The 18,816-nt window shown below is 37.1% G+C and carries 19 protein-coding genes and 1 other annotated feature; of the genes, 4 read left to right on the top strand and 15 right to left on the bottom strand.

All coding sequences use genetic code 11. The features are described 5' to 3' along the window. Positions 1–38: 38 nt before the first annotated feature. From bioB to BLV40_RS03050, 7 genes are all read right to left on the bottom strand, one after another. The gene (gene bioB / locus BLV40_RS03020) at positions 39–1,037 is read right to left on the bottom strand and encodes a biotin synthase BioB (RefSeq protein WP_026590050.1); all 999 of its coding nucleotides are present in this window, start codon (positions 1,035–1,037) and stop codon (positions 39–41) included. Further along, positions 991–1,851 carry a malonyl-ACP O-methyltransferase BioC gene (gene bioC / locus BLV40_RS03025; RefSeq protein ID WP_090687394.1) on the bottom strand — a complete coding sequence of 287 codons (861 nt, stop codon included), beginning with the start codon at positions 1,849–1,851 and terminating at the stop codon, positions 991–993. The genes bioB and bioC overlap by 47 nt, the downstream gene beginning before the upstream one ends. Then, positions 1,817–2,557: an alpha/beta fold hydrolase gene (locus tag BLV40_RS03030; protein ID WP_090687396.1), complete on the bottom strand. Its 741-nt coding sequence runs from the start codon at positions 2,555–2,557 to the stop codon at positions 1,817–1,819. The genes bioC and BLV40_RS03030 overlap by 35 nt, the downstream gene beginning before the upstream one ends. Next, positions 2,554–3,741, bottom strand: a complete 1,188-nt coding sequence (bioF, locus tag BLV40_RS03035) for an 8-amino-7-oxononanoate synthase (protein WP_090687398.1) — start codon at positions 3,739–3,741, stop codon at positions 2,554–2,556. Before bioF ends, BLV40_RS03030 begins: the two co-directional genes overlap by 4 nt. Continuing rightward, positions 3,707–4,435, bottom strand: a complete 729-nt coding sequence (gene bioD / locus BLV40_RS03040; protein ID WP_090687400.1) for a dethiobiotin synthase — start codon at positions 4,433–4,435, stop codon at positions 3,707–3,709. Before bioD ends, bioF begins: the two co-directional genes overlap by 35 nt. Then, on the bottom strand, positions 4,432–5,823 hold the full coding sequence (gene bioA / locus BLV40_RS03045; protein WP_090687401.1) for an adenosylmethionine--8-amino-7-oxononanoate transaminase: 1,392 nt from the start codon (positions 5,821–5,823) through the stop codon (positions 4,432–4,434). The genes bioD and bioA overlap by 4 nt, the downstream gene beginning before the upstream one ends. Before the next feature lie 121 nt (positions 5,824–5,944). After that, positions 5,945–6,301 (bottom strand): hypothetical protein, encoded by a 357-nt coding sequence (locus BLV40_RS03050; RefSeq protein ID WP_026590044.1) that lies wholly within the window; start codon positions 6,299–6,301, stop codon positions 5,945–5,947. A 144-nt stretch (positions 6,302–6,445) separates the two neighbouring features. Next, positions 6,446–6,665 (top strand) — a binding site (T-box leader). Between the two features lie 257 nt (positions 6,666–6,922). Between BLV40_RS03050 and nhaC the strand changes: the two genes are divergently transcribed. After that, positions 6,923–8,296 carry a Na+/H+ antiporter NhaC gene (gene nhaC / locus BLV40_RS03060; protein ID WP_026590043.1) on the top strand — a complete coding sequence of 458 codons (1,374 nt, stop codon included), beginning with the start codon at positions 6,923–6,925 and terminating at the stop codon, positions 8,294–8,296. 74 nt (positions 8,297–8,370) lie between these two features. On the opposite strand, the gene cpdB is transcribed toward nhaC, so the two are convergent. Further along, positions 8,371–10,674 (bottom strand): bifunctional 2',3'-cyclic-nucleotide 2'-phosphodiesterase/3'-nucleotidase, encoded by a 2,304-nt coding sequence (cpdB, locus tag BLV40_RS03065; RefSeq protein ID WP_090687403.1) that lies wholly within the window; start codon positions 10,672–10,674, stop codon positions 8,371–8,373. A 297-nt stretch (positions 10,675–10,971) separates the two neighbouring features. On the opposite strand from cpdB, the gene BLV40_RS03070 reads away from it, so the two are divergent. Then, on the top strand, positions 10,972–11,742 hold the full coding sequence (locus tag BLV40_RS03070; protein ID WP_090687406.1) for a GDSL-type esterase/lipase family protein: 771 nt from the start codon (positions 10,972–10,974) through the stop codon (positions 11,740–11,742). 71 nt (positions 11,743–11,813) lie between these two features. Then, entirely contained in the window at positions 11,814–12,260 is a 447-nt protein-coding gene (locus BLV40_RS03075) for a MarR family winged helix-turn-helix transcriptional regulator (RefSeq protein WP_026590040.1), read from the top strand. A 23-nt stretch (positions 12,261–12,283) separates the two neighbouring features. Here the strand turns inward: BLV40_RS03075 and BLV40_RS28370 are convergent, their stop codons facing one another. From BLV40_RS28370 to argC, 7 genes are all read right to left on the bottom strand, one after another. Further along, positions 12,284–12,457 carry a hypothetical protein gene (locus BLV40_RS28370; protein ID WP_170833600.1) on the bottom strand — a complete coding sequence of 58 codons (174 nt, stop codon included), beginning with the start codon at positions 12,455–12,457 and terminating at the stop codon, positions 12,284–12,286. A gap of 56 nt (positions 12,458–12,513) precedes the next feature. Next, on the bottom strand, positions 12,514–13,065 hold the full coding sequence (locus BLV40_RS03080) for a DUF2062 domain-containing protein (RefSeq protein WP_139265456.1): 552 nt from the start codon (positions 13,063–13,065) through the stop codon (positions 12,514–12,516). A 152-nt stretch (positions 13,066–13,217) separates the two neighbouring features. After that, positions 13,218–14,168: an ornithine carbamoyltransferase gene (gene argF / locus BLV40_RS03085; RefSeq protein ID WP_090687410.1), complete on the bottom strand. Its 951-nt coding sequence runs from the start codon at positions 14,166–14,168 to the stop codon at positions 13,218–13,220. A gap of 12 nt (positions 14,169–14,180) precedes the next feature. Beyond that, the gene (locus BLV40_RS03090) at positions 14,181–15,341 is read right to left on the bottom strand and encodes an acetylornithine transaminase (protein ID WP_026590036.1); all 1,161 of its coding nucleotides are present in this window, start codon (positions 15,339–15,341) and stop codon (positions 14,181–14,183) included. After that, on the bottom strand, positions 15,338–16,105 hold the full coding sequence (gene argB / locus BLV40_RS03095) for an acetylglutamate kinase (protein ID WP_090687411.1): 768 nt from the start codon (positions 16,103–16,105) through the stop codon (positions 15,338–15,340). Before argB ends, BLV40_RS03090 begins: the two co-directional genes overlap by 4 nt. A gap of 11 nt (positions 16,106–16,116) precedes the next feature. Further along, positions 16,117–17,343 carry a bifunctional glutamate N-acetyltransferase/amino-acid acetyltransferase ArgJ gene (argJ, locus tag BLV40_RS03100; protein ID WP_280138891.1) on the bottom strand — a complete coding sequence of 409 codons (1,227 nt, stop codon included), beginning with the start codon at positions 17,341–17,343 and terminating at the stop codon, positions 16,117–16,119. 10 nt (positions 17,344–17,353) lie between these two features. Then, the gene (gene argC / locus BLV40_RS03105) at positions 17,354–18,391 is read right to left on the bottom strand and encodes an N-acetyl-gamma-glutamyl-phosphate reductase (RefSeq protein WP_026590033.1); all 1,038 of its coding nucleotides are present in this window, start codon (positions 18,389–18,391) and stop codon (positions 17,354–17,356) included. Positions 18,392–18,617: 226 nt separating this feature from the next. Between argC and BLV40_RS03110 the strand changes: the two genes are divergently transcribed. Next, on the top strand, positions 18,618–18,803 hold the full coding sequence (locus BLV40_RS03110) for a YqzH family protein (RefSeq protein ID WP_090687415.1): 186 nt from the start codon (positions 18,618–18,620) through the stop codon (positions 18,801–18,803). The last annotated feature ends 13 nt before the right edge of the window (positions 18,804–18,816 follow it).

The following is an 18,816-nucleotide window of genomic DNA, read 5'->3' on the forward strand; positions in this document are numbered from 1 at the left end:
ATTATTCTAGTCTACAAAGGAGCTTTCCTCCCTCATTTTTACAGCGCACACTCCTCAATCTCAAACCCTAAATCCTCAATCATACCCCAGTCTGCTGTTGGCTCTTGTCCTTCTGTTGTTAAATAATCACCAACAAAGATTGAATTTGCTGCGAATAAACCAAGTGGTTGTACAGAACGCAAATTAATTTCACGCCCACCGGAAATTCGAATTTCTTTTGATGGATTCACGAAGCGCATCATCGCGAGAGTTTTTAAACATTCTAATGGTGTTAATTCTTTCTGTCCTTCAAGCGGTGTGCCTTTTACAGCAACAAGGAAGTTACATGGAATAGAATCCGCATCTATCCGTTTTAATTCAAGTGCAATTTCAACGCGCTGCTCTTTCGTTTCACCCATTCCGAAGATTGCACCAGAACATGGAGAAATTCCCGCTTGCTTCGCTTTTTCGACTGTATCTACGCGATCATCATACGTATGTGTTGAACAAATGCTATCATAATTATTTGCATGTGTATTTAAATTATGATTATAACGATGAACACCTGCTTCTGCTAAGCGCCCTGCTTGATCTTCATTTAAAAATCCTAAGCAGCAGCAAATTTTCAAATCTGTTGTTTCACGAATTTCTTTTACGGCACCGATAACATGATTTACTTCTTTATCCGTTGGACGGCGACCAGATGCAACAATGCAGTATGTACCTGCTTTACGGCGAATTGCTTCGTGAGCTCCCTCTACGATTTTTTCTTGTGTTAACCATGCATACTTATCGATTGGCGCTTCTGAAACGATAGACTGTGAGCAATATCCGCAATCCTCCGGACATAGTCCAGATTTCGTATTAATAATCATATTTAACTTCACTTTTTTACCAAAGTAATGATGGCGGATGACATAAGCTGCGTTCATAATCTCTAATACTTCTGTGTCGTTTGCTTCTAAAATTGCTACCGCTTCTTCTTTTGTTATATTTCTACCCTCTACTACTTCAGATGCAATTTGTTTCCAATCTACTTTTGTTTGTACTTGTTTCATTTTTCCTCTTCCCCTCTTTTTCAATATACGCAAATAAAACATGGTACGTCGCTACAATTTCCCCTTCTTCCGTGAAATCTCTTTCGTATATACGAAGCATAGTTCGAAAGATAGAAGGAATTTGACAGTATGATTCTGCATTACTATTCGTTGCTCCCACTTTCCGAATGGATTGTAGAAACTCCCGAACTTCAGTAAACTTCTCTATGTAACATGTTTCAGAAACATGAACATCCCCTGTTACACTTTCACATAAACCTTGCAGCTGTTCTCTCGTAAAAAAACGTTGTCCAACAGATGCAGCATTTTGTCTATTTCTTTCTTCTTTAGCGCTTTGAAATGCTATATGAAGCTCCCTAAATGTCTGTTCTCCAAACGTCGAAAATAACAATAAGCCATCTTCACATAAATGACGACTATATAAACTGTTCACCGTTGTTTGCAAATCGTTTAACCATTGAAATGTCGCACTTGAAATAATGACATCAAATGACTCGCTTAATGTGAGATGTTCAATATCTTCACATCGAAATGTCACAGATTCCACATAACTTCTCGTTTTCGCAACAGCAATCATACTTTCAGCAAAATCAATTGCGGTAATTGTTGCATTTGGAAAAGAAACCGCCAATTGTTCAGTCAAATACCCTGTGCCACATCCAAGTTCTAAAATACGAATGGACGACATCTTTTGGTAGTGTTTTTTCATTATAGAGAGCAATTGTTGCGCCATCTTTTTCTGTACATTTGCATATTGATCATAGGATACTGCTGCCCCATTAAATCGTTTTTGTAATAACGTTTTGTTGATCATTTTGTATCCCCTCTACAAACTGGATTATTTCATTTACGCAATATTCAAAATCCGTTACACAAAGTGCATGCCCCGCTCCATTTATTACTTTAAGCGTTCCATTCGTATTTTTTTGTATATAGCGAGCAGCAGATAGTGGACATATCGCATCCTGTTCTCCATGAAGAAGTAATATCGGTGTCTTTACATACTTTAGCTGACTTCTCATATCCACCTCTATTAAATAATCAAGCCCCATCTGTAAAGATTCAATGGAATCACCTTGAAAATGCTCTGTAATGCCTTCAAATTGTTCCCTCTCTTTTAGCTCTTGTTTGGCAAACATACTTTTATAGAAGCGCTTCAATGTATCGTCCTTTCGCTTTACCAAACTTCTTTTCATCCGTTCTACAAAAGCATGTCTCCATCCACTCTCATAATTTTCATCCACTGTAAACTTTGCCGTACCACCTATTAAAATCATTCCTTTTGTCCGCACTCTATCACATGCTTGAAGAGCAGCTAATGCACCAAGTGACCATCCAATCAAAATTACATCCTGTTCTTCCGCAACTTCTACTATACGATCTGCAAAATCATTAACCACTTTTACACTACGCCATTCAACATATCGAACAGAATATTCTTGAAAATATGGAAGTAATAAATCCCATACTTGTTTTTCCATCCCCCATCCAGGAATGAAAATAAGCTGAAGCGGTTTCATATGAGTACCCCCTCTTCTTTACCAATTCGAATGATCTGCCGAGTAGCCCATTGTAAATCAGATTTTGTATGTTCAGACGTAACTGCAAATCGAATTCGGGAACTATTATGCGGAACAGTTGGTGGCCTGATAGCAATTGCAGCAATTCCTGCTTCCTGCAATTTTTCGCTAAAACGTATCACAGCTTCATTCGATGAGACAATAACTGGGACAATATGAGTTGAACTATCGCCAATATTAAAGCCAACTTCCTCTAAAGTATTGCGGAAATACGCTCCATTTTCTAAGAGACGCTGCCGCCTTCCCTCATCTTCCTTAACAATTTTAATTGCACATTTCATTGCACCGAGCGTCCCTGGTGGTAATGCTGTTGTGAAAATGAAGCTTCTCATCATGTTTTTCATATAATCAATGCAAATTGCATCACCTGCTAAATATGCTCCATAGCATCCTAGCGCTTTACTAAATGTTCCCATATGAATGTCAATTTTCTGTGAAAGTCCTTGCTCCACATGAGCTAAACCAGCACCATGTCTCCCGTATATTCCACCTGCATGCGCTTCATCAACCATCAATAATGCTCCGTATTTTTCTTTCAACATAATCAATTCTTTTAGATGAGCAACATCTCCATCCATGCTGAAAACAGTGTCTGTTACGATTAACTTTTTCTTTGCAACAGGGGCCATTTGCAACAATCTTTCCAAATGTTCCAAATCATTATGTCGATACCTTTTATATTCCGCACCACTAAGCATAATTCCATCGACAATACTGGCATGATTTAACTTATCGCTAAAAACGATATCGTGCCGACTCACTAAAGAAGAGAGTGCCCCTACATTTGCTGAATATCCACTGTTCACAATGATTGCTTTTTCGGTTTCTTTCCAATCACAAACGCTCTGTTCTACCTCTTCATATAGTGAATAATTCCCTACAACAAGCCGTGACGCCGTAGCTCCTACTCCGTATTGCTTTGTCGCTACAATAGATGCTTCTTTTAATCTTCTATCTCCCGCCAAACCTAGATAGTTATTCGAAGCTAAATTCAGCATACGTTTTCCATCCCTAATCAGCCATGTTTCTTCAGCTTGCTCAGTCATAACTACATGTCGATATTGTGATTTCTCTTTCAAACGACTTAAACTAGAGTGAAAGTGTAGATTCCACGTTTGATCCATGTTTGACAAACTCCTCTAAATTTAAAATCGCGATATTTTCTTCTGCTGCTCTCAATAGTTCTTCACGCGTAACCCCTTCTCTAAGCTCTGGTAGTAAGCCCAAAACTGGAATACCACTTAACTCCTCAATCATTTCTTTATTCTCTTGCACACGTTCCTTCTCACATTCCTTACAGCCGGATAAAATAACACCTGCAACTGTTAAACCATGGGCTTTCGCATACGAAATCGTTAAAACGGTATGATTAACAGTACCTAACGTTGGACGCGCGACAATAATAAGTGGTAATTTTAGTTCCTTTGCAAAATCAACCACTAACGCATCTTCTGTATACGGAACAGCAAGACCACCTGCCCCTTCTACAAACAAACTATCAAACTCTGTCATTAACTCGTTATAATGAGCGGTAATTTGTGCTAGTGTCACAATTCTTCCTGCTCGCTGCATTGCCAATCTTGGCGCGAGAGGTTCTTCAATAGAATAAGGGCAAATACTATCAGTCTCTGTCATCACTCCTGATGCCATTTTCAATCTCGCAGCATCACCTTCAGGATGAGAAGCGATGTGTCCACTTTGCAATGGTTTATATACCCCTATGTTATACCCACGATTTCTAAGCACTCCTGCTAATGCACCTGCAACAACTGTTTTTCCAACTTCCGTATCCGTTGCTGTTATAAAAAAGCCACTCATGATTCTCCCTCCGTAACATCTGCAATTGCTTGATATAAGATGTGCAACATTTCATCAATCTCATCTATCTTAGATGCTAGTGGTGGCATAAATACAATTGTGTTACCCAGTGGGCGTAAGATCATTCCTAGCTTTCTTGACCTTTTACACACTTCTACGCCTACTCGCTCCGTCCACTCAAACGACTCTTTCGTTTCTTTATTTTTCACAAGTTCAATTCCAATCATCAATCCACACTGACGAATATCTCCAACATGCTTATATTCGTAAAGTGCTTCCAACTGTTTCCCTACATATTCTGCTTTATATGCAACATCATTTACTAGATTGTTTTTTTCGTAAAGTTCTAGATTAGCAATTGCAACAGCGCAACCTAATGGATTGCCCGTATAACTATGGCCATGGAAAAATGTTTTTTGCTCTTCATAGTCACCTAAAAAAGCATCATAAATTTCATCTGTTGTCACAGTAATAGCGACTGGTAAATAGCCACCTGTTAAGCCTTTTCCAGCTGTTAAAATATCGGGTGTAACATTTTCATGTTCACAAGCAAACATTTTTCCAGTACGACCAAACCCTGTCGCTACTTCATCTGTAATAAATAAAACATTATATGTTGTACAAAGATCCCGAAGGCCTTTTAAATACCCTTTTGGCATTGTAATCATACCGCCTGCACCTTGCATTAACGGTTCTACAATAATCGCTGCAACTTCTTCGTGTTTTTGTTTTAATAGCTCTTCCATTTCCTTCAAATGTTCTTGTACAATTTGTTCTTTGTCGTCCCCATAAGGAGAACGGTATGTATATGGATATGGCATTTTTATCGTGTCAAATAAGAGCGAACTGTACACTTGGTGAAACAAGTCAATCGCTCCTACTGAAACAGCTCCGATTGTATCTCCGTGATATGCTTCTTTTAATGTAATAAACTTTTGCTTTTTAATTTTTCCTTTATGCTGCCAATATTGAAACGCCATCTTGATTGCAATTTCAACAGCTGTAGAACCAGAATCTGAATAAAATACTTTTTTCAAACCTTTTGGAACAACTTCAATAATCTTTTCTGCAAGTAAAATAGATGGTACATTGGCAAGTCCTAGCATAGTAGAATGCGCAACTTGATTTAATTGTTCACGAATTGCATCATCTAATTCAGGGACCTGGTGTCCATGAACATTAAGCCAAATCGATGAAACACCATCCCAATAACCATTTCCATTGACATCGTATAATTTACGTCCTTCTCCACGTTCAATAATAACAGGATCTTCCGCTAAGTAATCCTTCATTTGTGTAAATGGATGCCACACATACGCTTTATTCTTTTCAGCTAACTCTTCATATGTATAAGCTATTTTTTTACTTGTATTACGACTCACAGTCACAATTGTCACCCCTAATGTTAACTTTTATATAAATATAGTTAACATTAAAAACGAAGTGCTGTCAATTTTTTCAGTTGGTAATGTTCTTAAAAAAGAACGACTTATCATAAGATAAGTCGCTTTATTTTCCATGTTGAATCTTTCCGATTTCTAAAATAATCTCTTCATCTTTTTTTCCTTCAGTATCAATCCCAAGTTGCTTTGCATGTTCTATAAGCAGCTCATGACGCTTTTCAAACCTTGCTGTATTTAACTCTTTTTGAATCTCTTTCTCTGTTTTCCCTTCAAGAGAAACGCCTAATTTATCAGCTGCTTTCTCTCTATTTTTTTCTTCTTTGACTTTCTCTAATTCCTTTGTTTCTACTTTTTGCTCAACCTGTAATTTCGGTTGATCTGGTGATGCCGCAAATACTGTATAAATCCCAGCACCCCCACCAAGAACAAGTAAGGTTGTCAAAAGAAATAATTTTTTCTTCATTCACTCCCCTCCTTTCTTTTTTCATTATAACGCACAAACAAGGAATTAAAAAAATATTCTAACATTATTTTCTTTTGAAAAATAATTAACATATATGTTGACATATTATCCAGATGTGTGATAAAAATTTAACTAACATCATATGAATCGGCGATGATAGGATTTAGTAGTATTTCGTTTCTTGATTTCAGAGAGCTGGTGGTCGGTGCGAACCAGTACAGAGCGAATTATGAATTACCCCCTTGAGCTTCTTTTACGAAACGTTGGGAGTAGTAAAAGACGGTTATGGACCGTTATTTCTACAGAGTGGTGAAATGAAACTGTTTCACAATTTAGGGTGGTACCGCGATTTTTCGTCCCTGCATATACTGCAGGGGCGTTTTTTATTTTCTGTTGGTGCATATTATACGATCCTTTATTTTGTGCTACGTTCTTTTCACAAGCTAGGGTGGTACCGCGATTTTTTTCGTCCCTGCATATTTATATGCAGGGACGTTTTTTTATGAAGCTAAACAATTACCGGTAATTTGTCACAAAATTCTAAATTTTAGAAGGAAATATACAATATTGGCGAATTTTATATAAAAAAGAACTATTTTAGATTATTAGGAGGAGCAAACAATGATTTCAAAAATTGAATCTATTCTTTTAACATTTTTAATCTTTTTCTGCATTGGCTTCAGTGTTATTCAATTAGGAACATCACCACACATTCCAATTCTATTTGGCATTATCGTACTATTAGCATTTGGATTTATTAAAAAAATCCCTTGGTCTACTATGGAAAAAGGAATGATAAGTAGCATTTCAGCTGGCATTCCATCCATTTTCATCTTTTTACTTGTTGGTGTTCTAATTAGTGTTTGGATTGCCGCTGGAACAATCCCAACATTAATGGTATACGGCTTCGGGCTTGTATCTCCAAAGGTTTTCATTCCGACAGTCTTTGTTGTTTGTGCAATTGTTGGAACAAGTATTGGCAGCGCCTTTACAACAGCAGCGACAGTAGGACTTGCTTTTATGGGTATGGGCACTGCTCTTGGATACGATCCAGCACTTATTGCTGGTGCAATTGTTTCTGGAGCTTTCTTCGGGGATAAGATGTCTCCTTTATCGGATACAACAAACTTAGCTCCTGCTGTAACAGGAGTGGATCTATTTGAGCATATTCGTAACATGCTTTGGACAACAATTCCTGCTTTCATTATTGCCTTTATCGCTTTCTTCACTTTAGGAAGTGGTTCTTCAGGAAATGTTGATTTCTCTACTTTTACAAATGCGTTAGAAAAGAATACAATCATTTCAATCGTCACACTTATTCCGATTCTATTACTATTCGTATGCGCATTTAAAAAAGTACCGGCTGTTCCAACTTTACTTGCTGGCATTGTAGCTGGCATTATCATTCTCTTTATTTTCAAGCCGGGTACATCACTTTCTGATTTGATGAAAATTATGCAAGATGGCTATGTTGCTAAGACAGGCATAAAAGATATTGATAGCTTATTATCACGCGGCGGGCTACAAAGTATGCTTATGTCAATTGCACTTATTTTCCTTGCTCTTTCTATGGGTGGATTACTACAAGGAATGGGCATTATTACTCAGCTTATGAACATTATTTCTAATTTCGTTAAGACAAGCACGCGTTTAATTATTTCTACCGCTTCAACAGCAATTGGAGTTAACTTCTTGCTTGGTGAGCAATACTTATCTATCGTTTTAACAGGACAAGCATTTGCTAACAAATACGATGAAGTCGGTTTAGAACGCCGTAATTTATCACGCGTACTAGAAGATGCAGGCACAGTTGTTAATCCTCTTGTACCATGGGGCGTAAGCGGCGTCTTCTTAGCAAACGTACTAAGCGTTCCAACAATTGATTATGTTCCATACTCAATCTTCTGCTTAGCTTGCCCAATCGTTACAATTATCGTTGGATTCACAGGATTCGGGCTTTCATGGAAAAAAGAAAAAACTGTTTCAGTTTCTTAAATGAAATATAAAGAAAAAGGGATTACCACTATCGGTAATCCCTTTTTTCTTTATTCCTCTATTTGCGAACGTTATTATCTATTTGCTTTTTTTCTTCTAAAGAGCATGAACATACCAGCTCCAATAAATGCAAGTCCCGCTCCAATTGTAGAGAAGACATTCGCTCCCGTTTTTGGTAAATCACGATCTACTTTGCTTGTTTCTTTGTCTTCACTTACATTTGTAGGTTCTTTCGTGTCTTTATTCCCATTGTCAGGAGTTGTTGGTTTATCTCCAGCATTTTCTTCACCTGCTGGCGGTGTTGTTGGGTTACCACCGTTATTTTCCCCACCTGGTGTTGTTGGGTTACCACCGTTATTCTCTCCACCTGGTGTTGTTGGATTACCACCGTTGTTCTCTTCACCTGGTGTTGTTGGAGTGCCCTCATCTTTCTTTTTCGTTAGGTCAATAGCATATTTCGCAAACTCATTTTCGGACGGGCCAACATAAGAAATTTTTCCACCTTGTGTAATATACTTCTGCGCGTTTGGTGAAGAATCAAATGTAGTATTTAATTTTTCAGCTACGATTGGCTTAAACGTCCAGTTTTGATCTGCTGCCGGATTAATAACTGGTGTTTCTTGCATATATTTCACAATGATTTGACGCGTTTCATCTTGAGATTGATATACAACTTTACCTTTACTTACACCAGGGAATGTTTGGCTACTACCGCGATAATTATTTGTAGCAACAATAAATTCTTGATTATCAGCTACCGGTTTTCCATCATACGTTACATTCACAATACGATTTGCATTTTGGTTTACTACTTTCCCATCTTTATCATACTTTGCTGGTTGTGTAACATCAATTTCGTATTTTACGCCATCTAAAACATCAAAGTTGTATGTAGGATAGTTTACATTTACTAACGACTGTTCTTCTGCCTTCGCTGGATCAATTTGATTGAACTGCCCTGCTGACATTTCCAGCCATTCTTTTACTTGCGCACCATTTACTTTTACAGCATACAGTGTATTTGGATATACATATAAATCAGCAACGTTTTTAATTGCTAACGTTCCTGCTGGAATATCAGTATAATAAGTTGCACCATTTCGGCCGCCTGCTTTAAAAGGTGCACCTGCTGATAAGACTGGGATTCCCTTAAATTCACTGTACTTTTCATCTTTTAATAGCTTTTCTACATACCATTTTTGAGCATTTGTAACGAGCTGGACAGATGGATCATCTTGTACAAGTGAAAAATAACTGTTAATTGGTGCTGTCGTTTTACCAACAGGAGTATTTACATATTTAATTGTCGCCTCGTGATCATCTTTGATCTCATCAACTAATTTTTTATCAGGTTCTACTAATGCAGTTCCTTTGCTATCAGAAATTGGGCGAACACTTGGAACCGATTTATCTTTTTGTACTTCCCACTTGCCGTTTACCTTTTTCAGTTCCATATCAATGATACCTAGATTACTTCCGAAAACACCAGGCATGACAACTGGAACACCGTCAAACTTGTCCGTTATTACCGTATGCGAGTGTCCCATTAACACTGCATCAACGTCAGGAACTTGTGTTGCTAAATAATACGATGCATTTTCCATACCAGCATTGTAACCATTTTTATCGACACCAGAATGCGCTAGTGCAACAATAATGTCTGCACCCTTAGCTTTCATTTCTGGAACCAAATCCTTCGCTGTTTGCACAATATCTTTCGCTTTTACTTTTCCTTCTAAATTTGCTTTATCCCAGCCCATAATTTGCGGTGGTACAAAGCCCATTACACCGATTTTCACTGTTTGTGTTTTGCCAGCTTCATCTGTTACTACTTTGTCAAAAATATGATACTTTTCAAATGCATTTTTATCGTTTTCTTCATTATTATCATGATCATCTATAAAAACATTTGAGTTAATAACTGGGAACTGTGTTTTACTAATTGCCTTATGTAAGTAGTCCAAACCGTAGTTAAACTCATGATTCCCAAGAGAAATGACGTCATACTTCATTAAATTCATTACACGATATAAAGGATGAACATAGTTTCCATCCAAACCTTTTTGCGCCACATAATCCCCGAGCGGAGTCCCTTGCAAAGCATCCCCATCATCAAATAGTACAGAGTTCTTCGCTTTTGCACGCTCCTCATTTACAAGCGTTGCAGTTTGAACTAATCCCACTTTATTATCTGTTTTCGTTTGATAATAGTCGTAGTTCATTAAGTTAACATGAATATCAGAAGTTTCTAAGATTCGTAAATTAACTGTACTCTCCCCTGCTTGTTCCTCTGCATGTGCAGTTGTTGGCAACACTTGTGGAGCCATAACACCTAATGCAAGCGTTGCTCCCGCTAACACTTTCTTTGACTTCTTCACAAAAAATCCCCCTTATAAAATTGTCCCTTGAAAAACAAATAAAATGAGTTTCTTATCAAACTCTAATAAAGCTTTCTCTCTACCTTTATTCTCTTCTTTCCTCATATTAGAGTGACATACATTCATTTATCTGACATTATCATATCGAACATACTTTCATATCGTCAATAATTTTTGACATGCTTCTACAAATTTTCTGTAAAGTTATTGTAAACTTTCCATAAAGATATAATATAAACTTTCACTGCTTATACAGTTAGGTATGATACAATAACCAATTACCAGGAGGATAAATTTATGAAAAAAGTCATCTTAACTATACTTTGTCTCCTCCTTCTAATCATTTCTTATTCATATTTTGAAGAGAACGATGAGACAAAAGAACAGAAAGAACAAAAAGCAGCGTCTGCTCCCCATTGGATTGATAGGCAGACGAATGATTCTTTTTATCACCTTGTATTAGGGGATTCGCTTGCAAAAGGATTTGGCTCGACACAAGGAGGATTCGCGGAATTAGCCTCCAAACAAATAGAGGAACAAATTCATAAACCAATTAAAGTGGAAAACCTTGGAGTAAATGGACTTACAACGGATCGTCTCGTTCAAAAAGTTCAGACAGAAGAAGTACAACAAAAAATTAAAGAAGCGAATATAATTACCATAAATATTGGGGGAAATAATTTATTTCGTTTAAATCGCAATGTAGGTGTTATAGATGGTATTAAAATGTTAAATAAAGAAAAGACTCATTTTGAAACAGACGTAAAAAATATTGTAAAGACAGTTCGGACACTCAATCCGAATGCTTTACTCATTCTATCTGAACTCTATAACCCTTTACAACTCGATGATTCAATTGCTTCTTATGCTGATATGTTTTTAGACGGCTGGAATGATACAGTTTACTCCATTTCGAAAGCAAATCAACCGTCCATTGTTTTACCAATTCGAAAATTAATACCAAATGATAATAAAGATTTACTATACGACCAAGTACACCCAAATGATAAAGGCTATGAGATTATTGCTAATGCATTTACAAAGCAAGTATTGTCCTATAAATATTGAGGCTAAGCCAAACAATTCTATTTTTATACGATACCTTTTTTGTTACAATGATAATGGAAGGGGGCCTTTATATGGAATCACGTGAGTGGGAACGTATTGTTGATCATCTTCTTTCGTTAGTGCCTCTTTTTTATCGCAAATTTATGCTTCCTGGAGAATTTTCTTCACAAAGGCACATGCCACCGTCACATACACAGGTGTTATTGCTATTACATGAACATGGCACATTAGCAGTCTCAGAAATCGGAAAACGATTAGCGATTTCAAGACCAAACATGACACCTCTATTAAATAAATTGATTCAGGAAGAACTTATAGAGCGGCATTACAGCGAAAAAGATCGACGGGTCATTTTAATTTACCTGACAACAGAAGGGAAATCGTTAGTAAATCAATATCAACAATTTATTTTAGACAAATTAAAAGAAAACTTTCAAACATTGTCGGAAAGCGATCGTGACCAACTCATTCACTCGCTTCAAACGATTCAAAATTTAATTTTGAAAACAAACATGTAAAGCTGCTTCCAAAAGAAGCAGCTTTATGATTCATAATAATTTCCATAATATACATTTGAATACGGCCATGTCATTAAGTAAGGTTTTCGTTGCTGTGAAGGCTGCGGTGGCTGATATAATTCAAACTGCTGCCGTGGATAAGGAGCAGTATAATAATTCGCATATGGATATACTTGAGGTACATAGTAATAATACATTCATTCCCCCCCTTTTTCTTAAACATATTCAAGGCAGGAAATGGGTGTGACATTCTTTATATTTGTACAAGTGGTTCTCTCGTTTGTTTTTTTCTTTTTTTCAAACGTAACTTCCGGTTCTTTTCATATAAATAATACACAACAAAATAAGATATCACTCCGAACACAACACCTAAAATCGTCATCCCAATTAATACATATACTTCACTCTGCAATAAGCTCTTTAGCATCATAAAAACATCGCTTGAGAAAAGATCAGATATTGTATATGGTTTATGCGGAATTACCTTTATTTCAAACGGATATAACATTTTTCCTAATGCATATGCAAACGGAAACAAAAATACCGGAAGAAATGATACTTTTCCGATAATATTGCCAATAACCGCTGCAGGAAAAGAACCCTTTGCTAATCGCACAATTGGATAAAAAACAAGATACACAAGTGACGCTGTATAAAGCACTAGCATTTCCAAAGCAAACCCAATCGCAAATCCTCGTGACACTTTCTTTGCTCCTTCTGGCGAACGGAGCAACTTATAATAATGAAATTTCGGCACCCTCCATATTCGCTGAAAAAAAGAATATGTTTTTTTACTTGTTCGCACAATCATCATCTCTTTAATAGTATTTTCTCTTTCCAGTATGCTCTTATATATTACTAAGAAACAAAACTACTCATCTTCATCTTATTATAAATGATACAAAGGGCATTCACCAAATATACATCAGACATTTCATAACAAAAAAACCTTCCTGATTAGGAAGGTTTTTTGACATTTTGAAGCAGACTTGCCAATAATGCTTTTTGAACGTGTAATCGATTCCCAGCTTGCTCAAAGACAACAGAAGAAGGACCATCTATAATTTCTCCTGTTACCTCTTCTTCACGATGAGCGGGTAAACAATGTAAGAAACGATACGTTGCTTTCGCATGCTGAACAAGTTTTCCATTCACTTGAAACGGCTCGAATAATTTATATTTCCCTTCCGTATCTTCTTGCCCCATACTCATCCAAACATCCGTATAGACAAAGTCTGCATCTTTCACCGCCAACTCTGGATTATGTAAAACTTCAATATTCGCTCCTGTCTCAGTTGCAATTTCTAGCGCATTCTTTACAATTTGTTCATTTGGTTCATACCCCGGGGGAGTTGCTACTGTCATATGCATACCGACTTTTGCACTTGCTAACAGTAAAGAGTGACATACATTATTTCCATCTCCCACGTAAGCAAGTTTAATCCCTTTAAATGTATGAACTTCTTCATAAATTGTCATCAAATCCGCTAATGCCTGACATGGGTGATGATCATCTGTTAATCCATTAATAACAGGAATACTAGCTTCCTTCGCAAGTTCCTCTACATCTGCGTGCGAAAATGTACGAATCATAATTCCATCAATATAATGAGATAATACTTTCGCTGTGTCTGAAACACTTTCTCCTCTACCAAGTTGCATTTCTTTTCCACTTAGAAACATTCCATGCCCACCAAGCTGTACCATTCCGGCTTCAAAAGAAACACGCGTACGAGTTGAATGTTTATCAAAAATGAGTCCTAATATTTTTCCCTCTAATAACGGTTCATGTTTATTCTTTTTTAAATAAATAGCAAATTCAATTAACGCAATCAATTCCTCCTGTGTCAATTCCTCTAATGTTAAAAGATCTTTCGTTTGTAATTTCGGTATTTGTATAGTTGACATGGAAATTCCCCCTTATAATATTGGTGATTTTTGTGTACAAATTACTCTCTTTATCATATTTACCGCTTCATCTATTTCTTCATTCGTTACAATGAGCGGTGGTAACAATCGCAAGACATTTGTTCCAGCTTGCAATACAAGAATCCCCTCTTCTTCTAACTGTTCTATAATTGGTGTGACATCACACTTGCAAACGACTCCAATCATAAGTCCTCTTCCGCGAATATCAGTAATCCATTCGATATCATGTAATTCTTTTTTTAGTTTTTGTAGTAAATATTCTCCCTTTACTTTAACTTCTTGTAAAAAAAACGGTTGCTTCATAATTCGCAACACTTCTTTTGCTGCTGTCATCGCAATATAATTCCCACCAAATGTAGAGCCATGAGCCCCAGTTGTAAAAGCAGTCATAAGCTCTTTCTTTCCAAGCATTGCCCCAACCGGAATACCATTTCCAAGCGCCTTTGCCGCTGTAACAATATCTGGGGATGTTCCAGTCTGTTCATAAGCAAACAACGTTCCCGTTCTTCCCATCCCTGTTTGCACCTCGTCAATTATATAAAGAGCTCCATATTGTCTACATAATTGTTCAATCTCTTGTAAAAAGGAAATATCGGCCGGTAAAACTCCACCCTCCCCTTGCACAACTTCCACCATAACTGCAGCTACTTCTTCATTCATTGTCTCCCTAAGTGCTTCTATATCATTAAAGGGAATATGTAAAAAAGACGGAAGAAGTGGCCCGAATCCTGTTTTGACTTTCTCTTGTCCAGTTGCACTCATTGTCCCAAAAGTTCTACCATGAAAGGATTGCTGGAATGTTAAAACGAGTGAATTTCCCGTATGCTTGCGTGCTAGTTTAAGTGCTGCTTCATTCGCTTCTGCTCCGCTATTACAAAAGAACACGTAATCTAGCTCACGCCCCTCTGTTAATAGTGCAGCTACCTTTTCTTGTACCTTGTGCGGAAAAAGGTTTGATATATGCCAAATTTCCTCTAATTGCTTTGTCATCGCTTCTACAAGTACAGGATGACAATGTCCTAAATTACATACAGCAATGCCAGAAGTAAAATCCATATACTCTTTCCCATTTTCATCTATAACCTTTGTTCCAGTCCCTTGAACAATTTCAATACTGCGTCTTCCATATGTGGGAAATATATGACTACTCATACAATACTCACCCCTTTTGTTACTTTCGTTCCAATCCACTCGCCTGATGTTCCAACAAAATGTTTTGTACCATTTACAATGCTGACGTTCTGAACGCCCATCTGTATTGAGGTAAGAGCCGCCTGTACTTTCGGAATCATTCCCCCTGTAATAACTTCTTTTTCTATCAGTCGTAGGATCTCAGCTTTATCTGCTTTCTTTAACAACTTTCCTTCGAACAATATCCCATCTACATCAGTAATAAAAATAAGTTCTTTCGCCCCCAGCGCGTATGCAATTCCAGCTGCCGCCGTATCTGCATTTATGTTATATACTTGGCCACCACTTATCCCAATTGGAGCAATAACCGGAATATAATTTAAATCTAGTAACCCTTTTAATAGCGCCGTCTCTACACCACTAACTTCTCCTACGTATCCAAGTTCAGAGTCAAGTTGCTTAACTTGCAGTAACCTTCCATCGCAACCAGAGATTCCAATTGCATGCAAGCCATGCTTTTGAAAATTCATCACCATTTTTTTATTCGTGCTCCCGCATAAAATCATCTGAACAACATTCATCACTTCTTTTGTCGTCACACGTAGTCCATTCTTCTTTTCAATTGAAATATTAAATTGCTGTAGCTTTGCATCAATTTCTGGTCCACCGCCATGAACAACAATAACTTGATATTTTTTCTTCAGCTGCTCTATGCATTCAAAAAATACATGGTCTAAACGCTCTAACATACTACCACCGCATTTTACTACAATATACTCGCTCATCTTTTCTCTCCCTACGTACGATAACAAGCATTTATTTTCACATATTCATAACTTAAGTCGCAGCCCCAAGCTCTTCCTTTTTCCTCTCCAAGGTGCAAATGAACATCAATAACAATTTCAGGTTGCTTTAATTTTTTATTCATTTCCTTTTGAGAGAATACTTGTGGCTCACTGCTTTGTAAAACAGAAATGGACTGAACAGCGATATCAACGGCGGTAGGTTCAATAGCAACTCCACTTTGACCAATTGCGCTAATAATGCGACCCCAATTTGCGTCTTCACCATACATCGCTGTTTTCACAAGACTTGAGCCAACAATTTGTTTCGCAATCTTATTTCCTTCTTCTACTGTTCGTGCCCCAGATACATTTACTTCAACTAACTTAGTAGCGCCTTCACCATCTTTAGCAATTTGCTTCGCTAAGTCCTCACATACCTTTTGCAAAGCACACATAAATTTTCCCCACTCTGTATGATTTGTATCAATGGCAGTCGTCCCTGATAATCCACTTGCCATAACAATCACCATATCATTTGTAGACGTATCTCCGTCCACTGTAATTTGGTTAAACGTATGATTGGTCACTTGTGATAACGCTAGCTGAAGTGTAGCTTGTTCTATATGTACGTCGGTTGTAATAAAACTAAGCATCGTTGCCATATTTGGATGAATCATTCCAGACCCTTTAGCAGCTCCTGCAATCGTCACTTCTTTCCCTTCAATTGTAAACTGATAACACGATTGTTTTTTGACGAGATCCGTTGTTAAAATGGCTTCATAAAATGAATCTACTTTCTCTTTTTCCTTCGATGGCACAAGATGGACAATACCAGCACGGATCACATCCATCGCTAAAGGAACTCCAATGATACCTGTTGAAGCAACCGCCACATGATTTTCTTTTACATGGAATTGTTTCGCAGCCAACATTCTCATTTCATACGCATCTTGCAATCCTTGTATACCTGTACAAGCATTCGCATTTCCGCTATTTACAACAACGGCCTGCACTTTCCCCTCCACCGCAATACTTTCTTTTGTTACTTGCACCGGTGCCGCTTGAAACTGATTTGTTGTATACACAGCCCCGCAATTTGCAGGAACATCACAAACAATTGCTCCCATATCTTTTTTCTCTTTTTTCAATCCAACCTGGATACCAATTGTAGCAAAACCTTTTGGCGTTACAATTGATCCACTTGCAACTTTTATAATAGAATCTGTTTCAATCATTATTCTTCCTCCCTTATGGGTAAAGCGGTATATATTGTAACCCTGCTGTTTCCTCTAACCCTGCTAATAAGTTTGCATTTTGAATTGCTTGCCCAGCAGCTCCTTTCATCATATTATCGATGACAGAAACAACTGTAATACGCCCTGTTCGTTCATCATAAGCCGCTCCAATATCACAATAATTTGAACCTCTCACTTCTTTTGGGCTTGGAAACTCCCCTTTAGGACGAATACGAACAAAGGAAGCATGACAATACGTTTCTTCATATAACTTCTGTAATATACGTGTATTGATATCTCGTTTTGCTTTTGTATAGAGAGTAATCATAATCCCTCTCGATATCGGAATTAAATGTGTGCTAAATGTAATAGGTTGTGCTTGTTCATTCCACTCAGTAAGCATTTGTTCAATCTCTGGAACATGTTGATGCTCATTCACCTTATAAATATGAAAATTATCATACAACTCAGGAAAATGCGTCATTGTTGTCGGTGTCTTTCCTGCTCCTGATACCCCTGATTTCGCATCGATAATAAGTGAGTCTTCCTCTATCATCCCACCCTGCATTAATGGTGCGGCCGCTAATAGTGCAGCTGTTGCAAAACACCCTGGATTTGCAACTAATTTTGTTTCTTGAATAGCTGACTTTTTCCATTCACTCAATCCATACACTGCCTTTTGCAGAATTTCTTCCTTTGCAGCAGGCTTGTTATACCATGTTTCATATGCATGAGGATTTAGCATACGAAAATCACCTGATAAATCAATAACTTTTAAACCAGCCGCTAGCAATCTTGGCGTTATATGCGCAGAAACTCCTGCTGGTGTCGCTAAAAATACAATACTAGCTTCCTTCGCTATTACCTCCACATCGATTTCTTGCAACGTATGAACAATAAAATTTTGTAAATGAGGATATACATTTGTTATGCGTTCCCCTACTTGTGAAAAAGAATGGAGAGATACAATTGAAAAGTATGGATGATGTTGTAATAACCTTATTAACTCAATTCCTCCATATCCTGTTGCTCCAATAATCGCGACTTTCATACGCTCCTCCTTATATCGATTCTTTAAATTAAGTATGATTATAATATTGTATATTTATAGAGTCAATTAAATATTTATTAATTTTAAAAGTTTTAAAAACCGTAATTTTTCTAGAAAAACATTAATTGGTTATGAATTTTTATACACAAAAGACGTATACTAGTATTTTTTCTACACTTCAAGTACAATAAAAACAATACATGTATACACATAAGCGGGGAAAAAGATGAACGAAAAATTAATTGAGAAGATGTTAGCAAAAAGTTTTCGGCAATATCAATGTAAACCTGTTTCAAAAGAAGATGAGGAAATTTTAATTCAAAGTATCCAAACACTGATTCATTCGGAACCTCATATCGATTTATATGAAGCAATTGAGGACATTATTTATGAATATATTACGGGAAAATAAAAAATAGGAGATT

Origin of the sequence: Bacillus sp. 166amftsu (genome assembly GCF_900107445.1) — a bacterium.
In the GTDB taxonomy this organism is placed as follows: domain Bacteria; phylum Bacillota; class Bacilli; order Bacillales; family Bacillaceae_G; genus Bacillus_A; species Bacillus_A arachidis.